We start from the raw sequence: 1,272 nt of genomic DNA on the forward strand, positions 1-1,272 counted from the left end.
TCAAACGTTCAATGGACAGATGTCGATTGCTGGTGCTATCTCGGTCGTTATATAGCTCAATCAAGCGACTCAGTGTTTCGTATGGGATAACGTCCTCCCCTACTCTCAACCAATCAAGCTTCTCAATGAGCTCTGAGCACTCTTCTTTGATTGAGGCATGTGAGTGCCCTGTCATAGCAGATAAAGCCGTTATGCTGCGTTCTAGAGCCTCTGCAGAGGTATATTTAGAGAGAGTAATCATGATCTCGTCAGCGTTGATCTCAACAGAGTGTTTACGCTGCTTAACTCGACGTCCCAATTTACCTCTTGGCGACGGTGCTTTACGCTGAATTGGCTCAAACTCACCGTCGATAATCTCAGACAGCTCTTCCAGTTTCTGCTTAGACACCATTTCGTTACGAAGTGGGTTCGGCAGCGTTGGTGCCATATTACGCTTACCTGCGTTAGTGGTACGCGCTCTTGAGTAACGTAATACTTCTTCCACATTACATTTGATATCTACCTGATAATCGGTCGTTTTCCCTTTTTCGATCAACGCGGTGATCGTCAAGTGATAACCCCATAGATTAACCAGGAAGGTATCTTCTTGATCCCCGACTTCACCCAGCTTTCTGAGCTCGCGGATCAGATCCATCGAGAAACGACGCCAATCGATGTTACGCGCCAATTTCTGGTTGAGCTCACTGAGCAACATGCTATCTGAATGACGACGTGCCATGCGGCTTCTAAAGTACGAATACATTTGGAAGACCAAGGTATGTTGCTTCAGGATTTCTGGCGGAAATAGGAAGAAATAGTCACGCGTCAGCAGCTCTTCGTAGAACGAAGGCTCCCAAACCAGGATGTATAGGTTCGGTTTAATGCGAATTTCGCCGTCAGAGCCTTCTGTAGGCGCTTCTTCCGATGCGGTAATGGTTCTAGCTAAGAATCGGAAACGATCACTCTTAAAGCCTTCTGGCATGTTCTCACTAAGCCAACGGCCTGTAAGCTCGTGCAGTTGGAAATCCGTGAATTCGATACGATCAATACTGTCGCGGATAGAATCACGTGCAGGGCCGCTGTCTTTCTTGCCACGTAAAGACAAAATATCAGTGATGTAGAGTGGTGTTTTGTTTGGCGTGTGTTTCGCGTCTAGATGGTAATCATCTTGGTGATGATCATGATATTGAACGGTGAGAGTGAATAACGCAAATAGCGTCATCAGATCGTCAACGGTCATGATATTTTTAGAAGATCGTGTCTCGATCACAGCGCGAGTGCCAGAGATCGAAA

1 protein-coding gene is annotated in these 1,272 nt (G+C 46.5%); it reads right to left on the reverse strand.

The annotated features are described in order from the left end of the window. The coding region (locus AB4512_RS20700) for a replication initiator protein RctB domain-containing protein (RefSeq protein ID WP_372175528.1) at positions 1-1,272 on the reverse strand (1,272 nt) is incomplete at both ends.

The sequence above is a fragment of the Vibrio sp. 10N.222.52.B7 genome, assembly GCF_041474275.1.
Taxonomy (GTDB): domain Bacteria; phylum Pseudomonadota; class Gammaproteobacteria; order Enterobacterales; family Vibrionaceae; genus Vibrio; species Vibrio crassostreae_C.